Here is a 17,618-nt window from a genome sequence, read left to right as displayed (position 1 = left end):
CTGTATGGATGAAACGCTTAGCTCACATTCACTCGCACCGTTTTCTTAAAGAAGCCAATCCCGTACGAAATATCTAAATAAGTTACACCGCTTGGAATCGTATAGGTCGCTCTCAAGTAATAGTCATTGCTGCTCGCCTCTGTCACCGTGACTTTACTCTGGCTGTCCGTATTGGTCGTGATAACGACCTGCCCTGTTTCAACTGCACTCTCATTAAAATTAAGCGGTGCCTTCAATCGAATGCCAATGGTGGTTCCAGCCGCAGCCGAACTAATCTCCGAACTGAACGTCGAATTGAATGCTTTCACCTCCAAGTCATCTGCCGCTGAGTAAGCCAAGGAGTCATTCCATGCTGTGTTAAAAGCAACCCAACCTTCGGTATATCCATGATCCGCCGTCGGCGAGAATGGATATGCCGTTTCTTTAGGAGCTCCATCCAAGACGCCGGGCACACTCATGAGATGACCGTAGCCGCCATTGTAGAAGTCAAACCAGCCTCTATTCACGCCTGCAATTTCCGTCGCTGCATCATAGCTAAAGTGTCTGCCAAATGGATTGCGCCCAAAAACATCATCAATCTGAGCAATACCAATTTGCTGAAGTCTATCCTTCATGGTCGTATTGGTGAGTACTCTTCGCGCAGCATAAGCCGATGCCATGAAACCCGCAGGGCTGCCCGGTTCGTTATACGCAGTCAATCCTCCCGTCCATTGATCCAGTGTTCCCGTCCCATCTGATGGATCGGCATATTTCCTAAGATCCCAGAGATTATTGGAGCGTTTGATCATCAGATCCGACCATGTATTGATTTTGGCTGATAGTCCTGGCGGTGCTAGGGTTGGATAGACCTCTTGGAAATACGCCAGCGCTTCCATCGTAATATGCTCACTCATGCGCTGACCTTTGGTATTGGCCGGATTGTTCAAATCCACATTGTTAATTAACCATAGACAATTGTTATATGCGGCATCAAAATAAGCCTGGTAATTCGCTAATCCATCGCGCTTCGCCACTTCATACATGAGCAAATTCGGTACGATGGCATATCCAGGCGGCTGTTGGCCTTTCACCGTTCCGATGACCGACTGCGTCGCGAAAAGATTGTTATCGCTGGAGCCACCTACATCGTACCATTGTAGATTCGAGTTGGGATTCGACCACTGCTGGGTCGTAAAATCCCTTATTTGCGTATAAAAGCTGCTGCTTACATAATTGCTAATTTGCGGATAAATAAAGAGAAAATATGCAAGCTGGCCCTTGATGAGCGCATGCAAATCCTTGGCGTTGTTCGTCTTAAGATCGTAATAACGCTTGGCGCCGAATTTCATGAGCCACACGATATCGGGTTCATTTTGCACACGAAGCTCCGGATATTGACTGGTTGATAGATTGGAAATGCCATACGGCATCCGGTCATAAGCACTTGGATTCGCCATATATTGCAGCACTAAGGAGTTTAATTCGAATGAAAACTGATGACTGTCGCGCCAGCCATATCCTGTGTTACCCCCCACATCGAACGTATCTTGACGGGACTGATCCATAAAACGCAGGGCAGGAAGAATCGAAACCCGCTGCATCCAATACTTGCCTATCGCAAAATTGTAGGAGTTCTGCCCACTGCTTTGCACATAGTACTCACCAATACTCGCGGGATTAAAGCTAGAGAAGTCCGCAATTTGTCCGTTGACGGAACCTGTGAATACGGTGCTGTTATCTGAAGCTTTTTTCACATAAAAAGGGGTGCCATTCGCTACGTTCGTGACAGTTGCCCGCTTCGGCTTGTCGAGATCATACCCGCTCTGATTGACAAAAATCGCAATCGTCGTGGTATCTGACCCCGAGCCCGGCGGTGTAACCGGCTCTGCCGCGTCCGCTGTTGCCTCGAATTTCACGGCGTTCGCACGTGTGTTGCCTGATTTCACTTTCAGCGAGATCGTGAGTGCCGTATCGACAGTTGCACTAACGGTAGCAATTTTGTTCCACATGTTCGGATTGAGGGTCTGATTCACCGTCTTAGCCCACGTTCCGTTCAAAGAGGTAATCGTATAATCCGCACTTGTTGTGTTGTTACTGCTCGGGTACCACGCATACACATTGTAATTCCCTGTTGCCGGGGCATATTGACTCCATGTTGCTGTACTGTTCGCAGCGGTCGAATATCTGGAAGCGGTTCCATTATAGCCCGTAAGTGAGCTATTCAGCCAGGTTCCGGTCTCCGTATACCCCGCATCCCCATTCGTGATGATGATCGGCGCAACCGTCGTCCCATCGTCAACGACCATGTCGTCAAAGCTAGCACTCTGACCATAGGTCCGAAATCCGACTGCCCCTTGTGCGATGGTGGTGTCGGTTGTGGAGATTTTGGCGGTTGTCATATCGTCCAGATAACCTTTCAGCGCGGATCCGTTCACTTCCAGTTTCAATGTGTGCCACGTGTTTACATCCATCGCGAATCCGTATGTACCCAAAAGCGTAAAAGTCCCACTGCTTTTGCGATAAAGCTGCAGCCCGCTCGTGCCGTGAATTCGGAGCAGATAATAATTGTTGGCATCGGTATAACGAGCGATAATACCTGAAGCGGCCGTGGCATTCATCGTATGTAGCTTCATATTTGCCGTTACGGAGTAATTCGCCCAGCTCGTACTTCCCGAATATGCAACACCTTCCGCGGATGAACTCGTATTCGACTGTTTATACGTGTAAGTTCCATCACTGACTACCGCCCATGTCCCGCTTGCAGCCGTCCACCCCGTTGCATTTCCATCCTCAAAATTGTCACTAAAAATCGATGCTGCAGATACCCCCTTACCCACTGGAAAAACCCCAAGGATTAATGTAACTAAGCAGATCAATACGAGATAAGCATTCACCTTTCTACTAAATATCGGCACAATCCTAACACCTCCTCTATGCTTCGAAACCCTTCTCCACCTAGTCATATGATGGTTATGAACGATTGAATACGTTTGCCGAAATAAAAAAGTTAAACAAGGATTCTTTGTTCACTGTACATCGAAATCCGTACAGGCTTCACCTCTGCCAAAAATAACCTTTTACATCGTAACGAAAGAGCCGTCCCTGGAAGGTCGCAAGACCTGGGGGACGGCTCTTTGTTCTTATTGCACAACCAACATCCATTTCACCTGCTGTAAGCGTGAAAAACATCGCTACAGCACATCAAACACCACTCCTACCACCGTTTCACCTGCTGTAAGCGTGAAAAACATCGCTACAGCACATCAAACACCACTCCTACCACCGCTTCACCTGCTGTAAGCGTGAAAAACATCGCTACAGCACATCAAACTCCACTCCTACCACCGCTTCACCTGCTGTAAGCGCGAAAAACATCGCTACAGCACGACACCTTCCTCCCGTTCAAGCTCTGCTCTCCCTTTTCCCCTGGCATACACATGGAAATAATACGTATACGGATTCGCTTCATCCGTAATCCCCTGCTGGGCGGAAATCTCAGCCCACTCCGTCAAATCCACCTCGGGGAAATACGTATCCCCTTCGAATTCATGATCGATTCTGGTCATATAAAGCTTGTCCGCATATGGCAAAAACAGACGATAAATCTCTTCTCCGCCAAAAATGAAGATCTCCTCTTCTTCGCGGCACATCATTAGAACATCTTCAATTGAATGCGCAACCTCGCATCCCTTAGCAGAAAAGCTCGTATCCCTGGTCAGGATGATATTTCTTCTCCCTGGAAGTGCTTTGCCGATGGATTCGTAATTTTTTCTCCCTAAAATGATCGAGCGCCCCATCGTCGTTTTCTTTACGTACTGCCACTCTTTCGGCAGTCTCCACGGTATGTCGTTATTTTTACCAATAACGCGATTCTTGTCCATTGCCACTATGAAAGAGATCGTACATTCCCTTTTATTTCGCCACAACATGGTATTCCCTCTCTCTTAATTCCGGTGAAAAGTACCAATTACCCTCTTCATCCGAATTTACCTTATGCTTCACTTCAACCGTGATATCCATATTTTCCAAATCCGTAGATTCTGTATTAATGATGCTTGGATGATTCACCCAATAATCTAATTTAAAATGTATCGTTGCGTGCTTGCGGTCATCACTAAGTACGATATCCCCTACCTCATAACCATTACACTTCGTCCCGACACTTCTGGTTATAGCACCTACAAACTCATAAGCACTATGCGAGCAAGCATAGCTTCCGATTAATCGTTTAATTTTCAGCTCCGGTGCTTCATTTTTATCTATGCGAATATGGATTTGACGAGTATCCTCATCCCAAGTAACAATGGCTCCAGAAGCTTCTGCTACAAAGCGAAGTGGTACGATAGAAACACCATTCTTAATTTGAGGAGCTTCACTTAGAAAATGGGACATGGAATTTGCCCATGCTAGATTAGAACCAATCGTCATCATGATCCCATTTTCGTATCGCTGGGCAGTAATACGCTGAGATGCTTGATCCCATTTTACGGTATAACCTAGTTTCTCAAAAATTGGCCTGAATTGCACAAGTGTATTCCCATTCACTAACTGTGGATCTTCCTCAAATTTCACTTGTTCTTCATTGATAAAAACAGTAATTGCAGGCTGGGGAGTCTCGGCATTTACGTTTGAAACCAAGTTCAGCATGATGAAAAGACAGAAAAGTAATGTTTTCAGCTTATATTGCATCTATTTCTCCTTCCGTTACCTTCAATTTCATCCATATCCCAGCGATCGTCTGTCCTACATGATTCGTTTTCTTTTCAATTTGATAGGGCTTAAAACCTAGCTTCTTATAAAATATCAGCGCTCGGGTATTCACATTATGACAAACAAGATGTAATTCCTCTACCTGCAGCTCATTCTTCGCTTTCGCAATCATCGTTCGGATTAAGTGTTCTGCTGCTCCCTTACCACGGGCTTCTGGAGAAACAATGACATTGCCAAGCCAGCAGCGCTCATCTTCCACATACCCATAAATATTCGCATATCCAAATATCTGACCCTTCTCATCTGCCACTACAGTTTGCTTCAGCCTACTCTTGGTTGATTCCACAAGTTGTTCCGAAGTAAGCGGGAATTGAAACAGCGGTGACATAAAATACAGCTCTTCCGCATCACGCGGAAAGGAACTAATTACACTGAAATCATCCGTACTTGCCGGCCTACATGTATACATCATGAGTCCTCCTTTTAAAAGCTTTGCTTATACCAATTTCGAGAGAAAGGCTAGCGTTTCCTTTTTTCGGAAATCACGACTCTATTAACCTACTACCTTGGTCATCGACAATGATATGCATAGTCATTATGCTGACGACAAATTCACTGCTAAGGCGACAATATCCGGTATAATGCCAACGTCGAATAAGGAAATTTATGGGTATATGTAAGCAGGACCAAAAGCACTTACTAGACTAGTCGAATCTAGTATTTAATTGAAATAACCACTGGTTAAATACAACGGTTGGTCTCATACTCTATTTTGCAGGAGGTTTCCTATTGAAAAACTACACCTCGAAGATTACTAGAGTTTTACTAGCAACGAGTTTAACCGCAGGACTTTTCACAACAGCAACAACTGCATTCGCAGCAGGATCCGACTACTCAGAGGCACTAGAAGCACCGCCGGTAGATTTAAATATCGTAGATGATGATCGTTTGGCAAAAGGGTTGATGGACAGAGGTCTGTTAAGCAAAACAGCGACTCCTGAACAAATCACGAAAGCTGTCAAATCGTATGTCACCACAAAGAACAATAAACTGGCCCCTACGAAAGTAGACAAGCAAAATAATGAGATCGATAGAAGATCAAAGGAGTTTATTGCGAAGCAAAAAGGTAAGCTTTTATCACAGCTGAACAAAGGTCATCAGGACTTGAAGAATGGTCTACCCAATGGCATCCCCATTCCATCGGCCAGACAAGATGCCTACAATGGTCCAGTTCGTGAGGATAAAGTGCTTGTTCTTTTGACGGAATTCTCGGACTTTAAGCATAACAATGTGAAGCAAGAGCCTGGTTTCATGTTTGCTAAGGATTTTAATCGTGAGCATTATCAGAAGCTCATGTTTGGCGATAAAGATTTCACTTTATTCGATGGATCTAAGATCAAAACCTTCAAACAGTACTACGAAGAGCAGTCCGGTGGCAGCTATACGGTGAACGGCTATGTCTCCAATTGGTTAACCGTACCAGGTAAAGCCGTAGAATACGGTGATGACAATCCTGCAGGAGGTCATGATAATTTAAACCCTAAGGGACCTCGCGATCTTGTGAAGGATGCATTGAATGCGGCTGTTGCAACTGGCCTCAATATAGCTGATTATGACAAGTTTGATTTATATGATTTGGATGGCGATGGCGATCAAAATGAACCCGATGGTCTCGTCGACCACCTGATGATTATTCATGCGGGTACGGGTCAAGAAGCTGGCGGAGGTCAATTAGGCGATAATGCCATTTGGTCACACCGTTGGACGTTAAGTAGTGTATTTGCAATTCCTGGTACAACGGCAGCAGTTGATTATTGGGGCGGCCGAATGGCAGCTTATGATTATACGATTCAGCCTGAGGATGGTGCTGTTGGCGTATTTGCTCATGAGTTCGGTCATGACTTAGGATTGCCGGATGAATATGATACGCAATATACGGGTCAAGGTGAGCCCGTTGCATCTTGGTCCATCATGAGCGGCGGCAGCTGGAATGGTAACATTGCAGGGACAACGCCTAGCTCCTTTTCACCTCAAAATAAGGAGTTCTTCCAGAAAACCATGGGCGGCAACTGGGCCAATGTAACTGAAATTAACTCCACCGACATTACGAAATTAGGTAAAGCGGCCATCATTGATCAAAGTGTAACGAAGTCGAAAAATCCTGGTATCGTCAAAGTCAATTTGCCAGATAAGGCCGTCGCAGGTATTCAACCTGCATTCGGAGCTAAGTACTATTACAGTACAAAAGGCGATAACCTCCATACGTCGCTTTCCACGCCTGAGTTTGATTTAACCCAAGCACAGACGGCAAAATTTGATTTTAAAACCCTCTATGATGTCGAGTTTGAGTATGACTACTTAACGGTTACAGCTTCGACCTATAATGAACAAGTCACACTTGATATTATTGGTGACAATGACACAAATGGCGACGCACGCGCAGAATCTTCCAATGGCGCTTGGGTAGATAAATCCTATGATTTAAGCCATTTCGCAGGTAAAAAAGTAACCCTCCACTTCGACTACGTCACGGACGGCGGGCTTGCATTGAATGGTTTTGCGATGGATAATGCCAAATTAACCGTCAATGGCCAAGTCGTATTCTCCGACGATGCCGAAGGCGCTTCTAAATTTAGCTTAGATGGCTTTGTCATTTCGAACGGTATTGAATTTAAGAAGCACTACTACTATCTGGAGTGGAGAAACTACGCAGGGTCCGATAAGGCTTTGGAATTTAGCCGTGGTGTCAAATACAATACCGGACTTGTCGTTTGGTATGCTGATGATAGTTATTTAGACAACTGGACCGGTATTCACCCTGGAGAAGGCTTCCTTGGCGTCGTAGATTCTCACGCTGATGCTATGATTTTCAAGAAAGATGGACAGGATTCTGTCGCGCAAACGACACGTTATCAAGTAGCAGATGCAGCCTTCTCTTTGGACAAAACACCAGCATGGTACATCAACAACCCAACGAGAGGCGAGTATACGTATAAATCCTTGAAAGGTGTTGAAGAATTCTCCGATTCCAACAGCTATATGAATGCATTGATTCCAGATGCCGGACGTCTAGTGCCGAATTTGGGATTAAAGTTCCGAGTTGTTGGTGAAGCCAAGGATAATTCTGCTGGACTCATTTGGATTCATAAGTAAGGATAATTAGCTTAAAGAGCCCGCAATTGCGAGGCTCTTTTTTGGCATTTCTCCTCATTTTCACACAATCCTGCAGAGACTACTCATTAAGTAAAGATTTAACTTGGGACCTTGGCGGAGGGAAAGACACTCCACCATAACTTATATTTACTAACCCGTAGATGCTTGCCCTTACAAGGTATCTTTAAACAGAATATATAGGACATATACAGTTGAATACTACAGGAGGCTTAGCCATGACCGAAGAATTAACACCTGGTCACCCCCGTATGCCCCAAGTTTATGGTTCTCTTCCTATTCATTTCGAACTAAATATGGGTCAGACTGATTCACAAGTCGCGTACCTCATGAGAGGTCACGGATCGACGTTCTTTTTCACGCCTTCACACATCGCTATGATGTTTGGAAAGGAGGTTGAGCGTGATCAAACAGACCTTATGGATGCAAGGAGCACATTGGCATTAATGCCGCATGAGAAGAGAACTTTACCTAAGCAATGGGAAACTTGGGGTCACCGGTTATTGTTCGTCGGTGCTAAGAGTGATCCGGTTATCGACGGTTTGGAAGTTTGGGACGGCAAGAAGCACTATTTCCAAGGACATGACCCTTCCGATTGGCATACCGATGTGCCTACCTTTGGTAAGGTGAAGTATACCGAGCTATATACCGGCATCGACATGGTGTTCTACGGAAACGAGCGCCAGTTGGAGTTCGACTTCATCGTAGGATCTCACGCGAATCCAACTGATATTTTACTGGAGTTCGAAGGTGCCGATCATGTAGACATCGACCAGGAAGGCAACCTGATTATTACGACCAACGAGCATCCCATCATGCTGCGATTGCCTTTCATGTACCAAGAGGATCATGGAGAGAAGAAGAAAGTTGACGGCGGCTACGTGCTGCGAGAGGCGAACCGGGTCGGATTCGAGATTACAGAGGGATACACTACGTCGGCTCCCCTCGTGATTGATCCCGTATTGATATATTCGACTTATTTAGGCGGGAATAGTTTTGATATTGGCTATGGGATTACCGTAGATGCTAGTGGAAGTGCTTACGTTACGGGGGTAACTTATTCAACAAATTTTCCTCTACAGGGACCTATTCTACCTTCTATAACAGGTAATGGCGATGTCTTTATCACGAAGCTGAGTCCGACGGGTAACACGCTGATTTATTCAACCTATTTTGGCGGAAGTGATTACGACGAAAGTCGTGATATTGCGGTTGATTCTACAGGAAACGCTTATGTGACAGGTTATACTTATTCCCTAGATTTTCCAATTTTAAATGCCTATCAACCTACTCCACCTTCTTTTACACCAAATGTATTCGTCACGAAGCTGAGTCCAGCTGGCAACGCGCTCATATACTCAACCTATCTAGGGGGAAATTCCTATGATTTAGGATACGGAATCGCTGCTGATTTAGGGGGTAATGCGTACATTTCCGGCTACACTTACTCCACTGACTTTCCGTTGCAAACTCCATTCCAAGCAGGACTCGCAGGTAGCGCTAATGCTTTCGTAACCAAAATTAACCCAATTGGTAGTTCTCTGATTTATTCGACTTATTTTGGTGGAAACACTTATACCCTTGGATTTGGTATCGCTGTAGATGCATCAGGTAACGCATATATTACTGGCGTTACTGGTGACAATCTTCCTATACTGAATGCCCTCCAACCTGCTTTCGCTGGAAGCTCTGATGCATTTGTAGCCAAGTTCAATGCGTTAGGTAACCTCGTCTACTCTACTTATTTAGGCGGGAGCAGTTATGAGGAAGGGTACGGCGTCGCTGTAGACGGGCTTGGCAATGTTTATATTGGCGGTAATACTTTCTCCACTGACTTTCCAACATTTAATGCCGTCCAACCTGCAAATGCCGGAGATTATGATGCATTTGTAACCAAAATTAATGCTGCGGGCACCGCTTTCGTTTTCTCTACGTATTTAGGCGGTTTAGATCTAGATTTGTGTTGGGCTATATCGACAGACACTGTTGGAAATGCGTATATTACTGGACGTACAATCTCAACGGACTTCCCAGTTGTAAACCCCATTCAAGCGACTCTTGCTGGTAACTATGATGCATTTGTGACGAAGCTCAGTGCAAGCGGAACCTTTATTTACTCTACCTATTTGGGAGGAACTGACTTTGAAGAAGGGTGGGCTATCGCAGCGGACTTGTTCGGAAGTGCGTATGTTACTGGTATTACGTATTCCACGGACTTCCCTGTAGTAAATCCATATCAACCGTCGCTAAGCGCGGCACCTGATGCTTTTGTTGCGAAAATTCTTGATTCTACAATTGGACCGACGGGGCCGACTGGACCAGCAGGGCCGACTGGGGCGACTGGAGCGACTGGAGGGACAGGATCGACCGGGGCGACCGGAGAGACAGGATCGACCGGGGCGACCGGACCGACAGGACCGACTGGGGCGACTGGACCGGCGGGGACGACCGGAGAGACTGGACCGACGGGACCGACTGGAGCGACTGGGGCGACCGGACCGACCGGGGCGACTGGGGCGACTGGGGCGACTGGGGCGACTGGAGAGACAGGATCGACTGGGGCGACTGGGGCGACCGGACCGACCGGGGCGACGGGGGCGACTGGGGCGACCGGACCGACCGGGGCGACGGGGGCGACGGGGGCGATTGGGGCGATGGGGCCGACCGGACCGACTGGACCGACTAGTACGATTGGGGCGTCCGGGGCAACCGGACCAACTGGGACGACTGGGGCGACCGGACCGACTGGAGCGACCGGGGCGACCGGGGCGACCGGGGTGACCGGGGCGACCGGAGAGACAGGATCGACCGGGGCGACCGGTACGACCGGACCGACGGGACCGACCGGTACGATTGGGGCGTCCGGGGCGACCGGACCGACGGGACCGGCCGGTACGATTGGGGCGTCCGGGGCGACCGGACCGACGGGACCGACCGGTACGATTGGGGCGTCCGGGGCGACCGGACCGACGGGACCAGCCGGTACGATTGGGGCGTCCGGGGCAACCGGACCGACGGGACCGACCGGTACGATTGGGGCGACCGGAGAGACAGGATCGACCGGCGCAACCGGGACGACTGGAGCGACTGGACCGACGGGGACGACTGGGGTGACTGGACCGACCGGGGCGACTGGGACAAAAGGATCGATTGGGACGACCGGGGCGACCGGGCCGACTGGGCCGACCGGGCCGACTGGACCGACGGGATCGACGGGGCCGACCGGATCGACCGGGATGACTGGGTCAATCGGACCGAGAGGACCTCGAGGTAAAGACGGAAAAGTAATTAAAATTATCAAGGTCATTCAGATCATAAAACCCTACAAACGAAAGCTCAAGAAGAGAAAGAATTACAATGCATTAAAGCAAGTCACCCAGTTGCGTAATTTGCTCGAAAAATTCAAGTTGACAAAGAAATCTTTCACCTTACTGAATTGCATGATCAAGCTAACCCATCAAATTGCATACTGTAAATATAGAAGTGCAATCATTACTATTCATAGTTTAACTCAGCAAATAGATGCCCTATTGAAAAAAGGAGAAATCACTCCCAATAAAGCAAAAATAATATTAAAACTCGTTGTTTCCCTGCAAACTCATTTATTTAAGTTACGGAATAAGCCTCGTCCAGCAAAAGGTAGATTTTAATGATTGAAAAGCGTCCTAAAACTGGGCCCGAAGTTCACGCTTCAGAAGTCAGTCAAATGTAAGGTAAGAAACATAAAAAGCACTTCTATGGCAGAAGTACCGCCTCGAAGTGCTTTTTGATGTGCGTTCTTTTATTTTACAAGCTCTACAACCACTAATGTCCAAATAGAAAGATGAGGAATCGTCAAGACCAGTGTTTTGTTCATCCAGCCTGACAATCTTATCCTCGTTAGTTAGCTTTGAAATGGCTATTTTCGGTGATCCATAGGTATCCATGTGAATAATGTCAACTGGCGGTTCCTGAATTTACCAGACTCAGGGATTTGCAATCCTTGTATTTCTCTTTCACCAAATCGAGGCGATATATAACCTTCGAATATCTCCATTTATCTCCGTTTATCTTCCATTTCTTCGGTTGTCAACACCGTAGGGGTCTGCTACTCTTTGGATAATGAGTAAAAGACAACTAAAATGGAAAAGGGGCTATCCCCATGCTGAATCGGAGTGCCATATTAACGGATACACAGCGTTTTTTACTTCGGAATGTGTCCATCATTGTGCTCGGTCTTTTCATCAATCAATTGCTGCAAACAGGGGGAAGCATCGTTCTAGCTCGTGTTTTGGACGATCCCACCAAATTCGGTCAAGTGAATCTGTTGCTGCAAATTTTCGGTATGGCCTCCTTATTTCTCAATGTGGGTTTCAACTCCTCCTTGATTTATACGTTTTCAAGAAAACCGGTGCAAGCGGTTCAAACGAATTTCCGCGTTGCTTTGTTCGGAAGCTCACTATTCGGAATCATCTTCGGACTAATCGTAGCTCTACTAGCTCCAGTCCTAGCCAGTTTTTATCAATTACCTGAGCTTAAAGGAGCCCTGATCCTAAGCTCGATCATGTTCATGTTCAACTCGATCATCAACATAGGCGTTGCGTCCTTTTCTGGCAATCGTGATTTCGGCGTTCAAGCCTTCTTCATGGTCATCACCACAACCCTTGCTACCTCGGGTACGGTACTAGGCGTCTTATGGCCAATCGGCCAATTAAGCCTCTTAGCAAATATATCGGTATGGATGAGCGTAGGAGCGATCCTGACTGCTCTTTTTATTGCTTGGAAAGTTGAACGTGTGCATAAGCCAAAATGGCTCGGGGGCATCCCTATGCAAGAGGTGCGGACGATGATGGCATATGGCCTTCCCTCCTGGGCTGGAAATATTGCCAAAGCGTTTCAACAGCCTTTTCTAGTCATGATGGTTGGTTCCAGTTCAGTTGTAGCCGTCGGTTATTTATCCAATGGGTTTCGGATAACTGGATTTATCGGCATCATTACGTGGGCGTTCATGATTGTCACATTCCCATTCGTAGCTGAAAGCTCGCAGGATATAAAAGAGAGCAAGCACCGTGGGACGAGCTGTATTCGGTATAATAATATTTTCCTGTACCCGCTGACAGCGCTCATCTGTCTATTTCCAGATCAAATCAACGGTTTTCTATTCGGGGAGAGCTTCAATACCGGGGACTCCGCAGCGTATATTCGATTAATGGCTTTAGGCGTTTTATTTTCCTCCGTAGGTCGGCTTGGCGGGAGTATTCTTGCTGGAATCGGAAAAACGAAGGCCAACTTCTGGGTCATGATCGTGGCCGGCATTTTCGTTGTTGCGATCGTACCTTTCATTGCGGCTAAAAGCCCCGTCTTGGCCGTATGGATTTATACGGGCGGTTGGGCTGTCTCCGCAATTGCGATGATTGGATTTTTCTACTATGAAAAGTTTCCGCTTGATTGGTGGAAGGCTTATGGTCAGCCACTTCTTCCCACAATAGGGATGATGGCCGTCATGGAACTAGGCGTGTTTGCCAAAGCGTGGTATCCCGTTTTCATCGGGGCAGGTATACTAGGTCTACTCATTCTAACGATTGTAATTGAAAAACGAAGCAGAACTGACGTTCTTATTTCAGAAGCCCGCCAATTGTAGGCAGGAAGCAGAAAAAGCACTTCTAAGGCAATCTTACTGCCTTGAAGTGCTTTTTTGTATCTGACAAACATGCTCCCATTAGATGGAATACGCATATTTGGTGTTCGCTGTGATGTCGGCCAGGGCAGGATTCTGCTCCTTCACCAATATCCGATCCAGAATCAATTGTTCAAAATAAGCGAACCCGCTGTCCCGTACGCGAGGGCGTGGCAGCGTTATTTTTACATCGAGGGCAATCTGCCCTTCTTCGATTAAGATGACGCGATCAGCGAGCTGAACGGCTTCCGAGACATCATGCGTGACGAGCAAAGCTGTAAACTTCTGCTGATACCAAAGCCGTTCAATCAGCTGCTGCATCTCGATGCGAGTCAGCGCGTCGAGCGCGCCAAGCGGCTCATCCAGCAGCAGCAGACGAGGCTGCCCAGCCAAGGCGCGGGCTAATGCAACGCGTTGGCGTTGTCCTCCAGACAACACACCTGGCCATTCATTCGTTCTGTCGGACAGCCCCACTTGCGCAAGAACCTGCTCCGCTCTCTCGCGCGAGCCATCTCTCACACCAACCTGAACATTCGCGAGCACGCGATTCCACGGCAGTAAACGAGCATCCTGAAACAACACACGCGTATCGGAATGGATGCCTTTCAGCTGCTGGCCGTCGACTTCGATTTGCCCGCTTGAGGGCTTATCAAGTCCGGCAATTAAGCGCAGCAATGTGCTTTTGCCACAGCCGCTGCGCCCGACAATCGCAATAAACTCGCCAGGCGCTGCATCAAGCTCCACGCCCTGCAGCACTTGCTTTTGTCCAAAGTACTTAGCAGCCTGCTTCACTTGCAAGCGAATGCCCTTACTTTCCGCCATCGTGCCCACTCTCCTTTATGATTTCAAGAAATTCGGATGCCACTGGAGCCACGCGCGTTCCAATATCTTGGCCATATAGTCGGATATTTTACCGAGCAAAGCATAGACAATGATACTCAGAATAACGACATCCATTTGCAAAAATTCCCTAGCGTTCATCGCCATATAACCAATTCCGGAGCTGGATGAAATCGTTTCTGCCACGATCAAAGTTATCCACATAATACCTAATGAGAACCGGACGCCGACCAAAATCGAGGGCAGCGCGCCGGGAATAATGATTTTACGAAAGAGATGAATATGGCGGAGCCCGTAAACACGACCCATTTCGATTAAACCCGGATCAACGGATCGAATACCATGGAAGGTATTTAAATAAATCGGGAAAAACACACCCAACGCGACTAAGAAGAGCTTGCCTTCTTCACCGATCCCAAACCAGAGGATGACCAATGGAATCATCGCCAGATGCGGAATATTCCGCAGCATTTGTACGGATGTGTCTGTCAACTTTTCAAGGATCGGAAAGAGTCCATTAATCAAGCCCAAGATGAATCCGATACTGCCTCCGATAGCAAAACCGATGAAAGCTCGTTTGGAGCTGGCACCGATATACGTGAATAAGGTCCCTTTTTCTGCCAAATGAACTCCCGCTGCGAATACAGCTGATGGTGTAGATAGGATTCTAGTGGAAATCACCCCAAACTGCCCCAATAACTGCCATAGCACAATTAGAAATATTGGAAGCGCCCAGGGGAGCAGCTGTTTACCCAGAGACTTTGACAGGTTGGTTGGCATCGGAGCGAACCCCCTTCGCTGGCTTCGGCAGCTCTGTATTGGCAATAAGCTCTCCAAACGGACTTACGTAGTTAGCCGATGTGTTCGTTCGCTTCTCGTTTGCTTTCAAAGGCAGATGCGGGAAAAGCAGCTCCGCTGTCCGATAAGCTTCCTCCAAGTGCGGATAGCCGGAGAAGATGAAGGTTTCGATACCAAGCTCTGCATACTCCTTCATACGTGCGGCAACCGTCTCTGGATCACCTACCAAGGCCGTCCCTGCGCCTCCGCGAACAAGCCCGATACCTGCCCACAGATTAGGGCTAATTTCTAATTGGGTCCGATCGCCCTTGTGCAGTTCTGCCATGCGGCGTTGGCCGACAGAGTCCATGCTTGCAAATATTTTCTGTGCAGAAGCAATCGTCTCATCGTCTAGATGAGAAATTAACCGATTCGCATCTGCCCAAGCTTCTTCTGAGGTTTCGCGTACGATGACATGCAGGCGAATGCCGAATTTTACGGTTCGGCCTTGCTTTGCAGCAGCTTCGCGAACGATTTTGATTTTCTCCGCAACTTGAGCTGGAGGCTCTCCCCACGTCAAGTACACATCGACATGTTCCGCTGCTACCTCGATTCCCGCTGGCGAGGATCCACCGAAATAGAGAGGCGGATATGGTGCTTGGATCGGCGGATAGACGATTTTCCCACCTTTCACTTTCAGATGCTCACCTGTGAAATCGACTTGTTCACCAGCCAGTTCTCTACGCCAGATATGCAGGAATTCGTCGGTCAATTCATAGCGGGCATCATGCTCCAAGAAGAGTCCCTCGGCTTCAAGCTCCTTCGCATCACCGCCTGTGACGACGTTGATCAGCAAACGCCCATTCGATAAGCGATCGAAGGTGGAAGCCATTCTGGCCGAAAGGGTCGGCGACATTAGGCCCGGTCTGACCGCGACTAGGAACTTCAGCCGCTCTGTCACAGGAATTAAGGAAGATGCCACAACCCATGCATCCTCGCACGATCTACCCGTCGGCAGTAGTACGCCTTCAAAGCCTAGCTGATCTGCCGCCTGCGCAATCTGCTTCATGTAGCCGTAATCTACTGCGCGCGCCCCTTTCGTTGTTCCAATGTATCTGCTGTCTCCGTGTGTCGGAATAAACCAGAATACTTCCATCTTCATCGTCTCCCTTAGTCAATATGAGTAGCTCGAACCTATTTCGTAGCTGGCAATACGGCTTCTTTGACTTTAATTTCTTTCGGAATCAGGCCTAATTTGAAAAAGGTATCGGCAATTTTCTGTTGTTCATTAATCAAAGTATCGTCAATCGGCTGAATACCGTATGTTCTGCGTTTTGCCGCGCTCTCCAAAGAAGGAACATCAATACCTAACTGCGGAGACAACGTCGCGGCAAGCTCTTTTGGATGATCTTTCGACCACGTATCTACTTTGGCTAATTGATCCAATAGTGTTTTGATCGTTTCTTTATTATTCTCTGCATAGGATCGGGTAGCTAGATAAAATTCATGGTTGGCAACGGTGTCTTTGCCATCTGCCAAAATTTTGGCTTTTGCAGAAGTCTCTGCTGCTGAGAAGAAGGGATCCCAGATCACCCAGGCATCAATGCTGCCTTTCTCAAAGGCTGCTCTAGCATCTGCCGGAGGAAGAAATACCACTTGAATATCCTCATATTTCAGGCCGGCCTTTTCAAGCTGCTTCACTAATAAATAGTGCACATTGGAGCCCTTATTCAAGGCAACCTTCTTTCCTTTCAGCTCGGCAACCGATTTAATCTCCGACTTCTCCGGGATAAGGATCGCTTCACTAGCAGGGCTAGCCGGTTCATGCCCTAAGTAAACGAGCGGTGTCCCTGCGGCCTGTGCAAAAATCGGCGGTGCTTCACCCGTGTGCCCCACATCGATGCTGCCAACATTCATGGCTTCAAGCAGCTGAGGGCCTCCTGGAAACTCGGTCCATTGAATGGTGATGCCCTTTTCTTTCAGTACTTTATCTAGTTCCCCGTTCGCTTTCAGGAAATTCACCGTGCCGTATTTCTGATAACCGATGCGAAGCGTTGTGCTTTTCCCTTTACCCTCATCGGCTTTCGCCGTTGTCGCAGGCTCCTTCGTATCGGCTGCGCCTGATGTCGACTTGGAAGCAGCTCCGCAACCACTCAGCACCGATACTAGTACAGTGGATAAAACGAAAGTCATGAATAGATTTTTTGTCATGATAAAGCCCCCCTTATTTATGATTGTTTTGTCAGCTCTCACCGAAAGGAAACAAAAAAGAGACACAGCTCTCCCAAATTGGAAGTTCGGCTTGTGTCTCCGGTGGTCCGGTCGATACATTATTATTCTGATATGATTACTTGGTTTTAATTTACCAACATTTATCTGATACGTCAATAGTTTTTCTTGAAAAATATTCTGCCACTCCTATGTGAGGATCGAAGCATATCTTTGCCTCAGCCGGAGATCGCGTTTCAGCTTGGGCGGCAATATG

At 47.5% G+C, this 17,618-nt stretch carries 11 protein-coding genes; 3 read left to right on the top strand and 8 right to left on the bottom strand.

All coding sequences use genetic code 11. The features are described 5' to 3' along the window. Window positions 1-17 precede the first annotated feature (17 nt). The 4 genes from AC58QO_RS22865 to AC58QO_RS22850 all read right to left on the bottom strand — a co-directional run bounded on the left by AC58QO_RS22865 (window position 18) and on the right by AC58QO_RS22850 (window position 5,161). Window positions 18-2,894: a golvesin C-terminal-like domain-containing protein gene (locus AC58QO_RS22865; RefSeq protein ID WP_497269555.1), complete on the bottom strand. Its 2,877-nt coding sequence runs from the start codon at window positions 2,892-2,894 to the stop codon at window positions 18-20. Between the two features lie 462 nt (window positions 2,895-3,356). Beyond that, a complete protein-coding gene (locus AC58QO_RS22860) occupies window positions 3,357-3,908 on the bottom strand; it encodes a dihydrofolate reductase (RefSeq protein WP_497269553.1) in 552 nt (183 codons plus the stop codon). Then, window positions 3,892-4,668 carry a stalk domain-containing protein gene (locus AC58QO_RS22855; RefSeq protein ID WP_497269551.1) on the bottom strand — a complete coding sequence of 259 codons (777 nt, stop codon included), beginning with the start codon at window positions 4,666-4,668 and terminating at the stop codon, window positions 3,892-3,894. The genes AC58QO_RS22860 and AC58QO_RS22855 overlap by 17 nt, the downstream gene beginning before the upstream one ends. Continuing rightward, window positions 4,658-5,161: a GNAT family N-acetyltransferase gene (locus AC58QO_RS22850; protein WP_497269549.1), complete on the bottom strand. Its 504-nt coding sequence runs from the start codon at window positions 5,159-5,161 to the stop codon at window positions 4,658-4,660. Before AC58QO_RS22850 ends, AC58QO_RS22855 begins: the two co-directional genes overlap by 11 nt. Before the next feature lie 317 nt (window positions 5,162-5,478). Here AC58QO_RS22850 and AC58QO_RS22845 point away from each other — a divergent pair, with 317 nt between their 5' ends. The 3 genes from AC58QO_RS22845 (at window position 5,479) to AC58QO_RS22835 (ending at window position 13,480) form a co-directional block, all read left to right on the top strand. Beyond that, entirely contained in the window at window positions 5,479-7,842 is a 2,364-nt protein-coding gene (locus AC58QO_RS22845; RefSeq protein ID WP_497269547.1) for an immune inhibitor A domain-containing protein, read from the top strand. Between the two features lie 236 nt (window positions 7,843-8,078). Beyond that, entirely contained in the window at window positions 8,079-11,510 is a 3,432-nt protein-coding gene (locus tag AC58QO_RS22840; RefSeq protein WP_497269545.1) for a DUF7948 domain-containing protein, read from the top strand. A 491-nt stretch (window positions 11,511-12,001) separates the two neighbouring features. Next, window positions 12,002-13,480 (top strand): oligosaccharide flippase family protein, encoded by a 1,479-nt coding sequence (locus tag AC58QO_RS22835; protein ID WP_497269543.1) that lies wholly within the window; start codon window positions 12,002-12,004, stop codon window positions 13,478-13,480. Window positions 13,481-13,558: 78 nt separating this feature from the next. On the opposite strand, the gene AC58QO_RS22830 is transcribed toward AC58QO_RS22835, so the two are convergent. The 4 genes from AC58QO_RS22830 to AC58QO_RS22815 are packed head-to-tail and all read right to left on the bottom strand — an operon-like array spanning window position 13,559 to window position 17,344. After that, the gene (locus AC58QO_RS22830; RefSeq protein WP_497269541.1) at window positions 13,559-14,338 is read right to left on the bottom strand and encodes an ATP-binding cassette domain-containing protein; all 780 of its coding nucleotides are present in this window, start codon (window positions 14,336-14,338) and stop codon (window positions 13,559-13,561) included. Window positions 14,339-14,353: 15 nt separating this feature from the next. Beyond that, on the bottom strand, window positions 14,354-15,136 hold the full coding sequence (gene ssuC / locus AC58QO_RS22825) for an aliphatic sulfonate ABC transporter permease SsuC (RefSeq protein ID WP_497269539.1): 783 nt from the start codon (window positions 15,134-15,136) through the stop codon (window positions 14,354-14,356). Beyond that, window positions 15,105-16,289 (bottom strand): FMNH2-dependent alkanesulfonate monooxygenase, encoded by a 1,185-nt coding sequence (gene ssuD / locus AC58QO_RS22820; RefSeq protein ID WP_497269537.1) that lies wholly within the window; start codon window positions 16,287-16,289, stop codon window positions 15,105-15,107. Before ssuD ends, ssuC begins: the two co-directional genes overlap by 32 nt. A 38-nt stretch (window positions 16,290-16,327) precedes the next feature. Further along, window positions 16,328-17,344, bottom strand: coding sequence for a sulfonate ABC transporter substrate-binding protein (locus AC58QO_RS22815; RefSeq protein ID WP_497269535.1), 1,017 nt, complete (start codon window positions 17,342-17,344; stop codon window positions 16,328-16,330). Between the last annotated feature and the right edge of the window lie 274 nt (window positions 17,345-17,618).

Source organism: Paenibacillus sp. J31R30, from assembly GCF_059692115.1.
This window is presented reverse-complemented; position numbering and strand designations above follow the sequence as displayed.